Consider the following 1,360-nt stretch of genomic DNA (forward strand, 5'->3'; position numbering starts at 1 on the left):
CATCCAGCTCTTCAACCCCCTGCTTTTAATTCAGCTAATTCCACAAACCGTTCTTACTTTCGATCAAACAAACCCGAATATGGTGAATTAACATTGGAAATACCTAGAGATCGTAATGGTGAGTTTAAACAACAAACTTTACCAGCCTACAAAAGAACAAACGATACATTGGAAACCACTATTATCCATTTATTCGAAAAAGGTGTTACGATGTCTGAAATTGCTGATTTGATCGAAAAAATGTACGGTCATCACTATACTCCACAAACCATGTCCAACATGACTAAAGTTCTGACTGAAGAAGTAAATGCCTTTAAATCCAGAGCCTTAAATGATAAGTATGTCGCTATTTTTATGGACGCTACTTACATTCCACTAAAACGTCAAACCGTATCCAAAGAAGCGATTTATATTGCCATTGGTATACGAGAAGACGGCACTAAAGAAGTACTGAGTTATGCGATTGCTCCAACTGAATCAACATACGTTTGGAATGAGCTGCTACAGGATATTAACTCCAGAGGAGTTCAAGAAGTCTTGCTTTTTATTACGGACGGCTTAAAAGGCATGAAAGATACTATCCATCAAATTTATCCTAAAGCAAAATATCAGCATTGTTGTATCCATGTATCTCGTAATATCGCTCATAAAGTACGTGTCAAAGACCGAAAAGAAATCTGTGATGACTTTAAGGCTGTTTATCAAGCTAACTCAAAAGAAGAAGCGAATACCTTCTTATCCGGCATGATTGAGAAATGGAAGAAAAACTATCCTAAAGTGACGCAGTCACTCATAGAAAACCAAGACTTATTAACTTTTTATGATTTTCCACCTAGCATTCGTAGAACCATTTACTCAACCAATCTAATCGAGTCTTTCAATAAGCAAATTAAAAGATACAGCCGTAGAAAAGAGCAGTTTCAAAATGAAGAATCACTAGAACGCTTTCTAGTCAGCATTTTTGATACATACAATCAAAAATTTCTAAACAGAAGCCATAAAGGTTTTCAACAGGTAACCGATACATTAGTTTCAATGTTTACTGAGTAACTAATTATTTTGCAGGAGGACAATTTATTTACACAAAATTATTGACGCTCCCTGTTTCAAAGTTAGTAGAGAAAATGTAGTTATATATTTAAATTTTTACCAGAAAGAAATGAACACCTTCAATTATCTAAATCTCGAAAATGGTTAGATGTAATCATCAGGAAAAACAATCTTAAACGAATTACTATTCATGGTCTTAGACACACACATGCTAGCTTGCTTTTAGCAAGCTAGTGCAAATATTAAAGATGTGCAAGAGCGTTTAGGCCACTCTTCTATTCAAATCATTATGGATCTATATATTCATATT

Annotated in this window: 1 protein-coding gene; it reads left to right on the plus strand. The window is 34.5% G+C overall.

Features of this window, described 5'->3' with window-relative positions; translation table 11 throughout:
* On the plus strand, window positions 1-1,050 hold a 1,050-nt coding region (locus IBJ83_RS08345), incomplete at its 5' end, for an IS256-like element ISEf1 family transposase (RefSeq protein WP_201276079.1).
* Between the last annotated feature and the right edge of the window lie 310 nt (window positions 1,051-1,360).

This window comes from Parvimonas parva, assembly GCF_016552165.1.
GTDB classification, from domain to species: domain Bacteria; phylum Bacillota; class Clostridia; order Tissierellales; family Peptoniphilaceae; genus Parvimonas; species Parvimonas parva.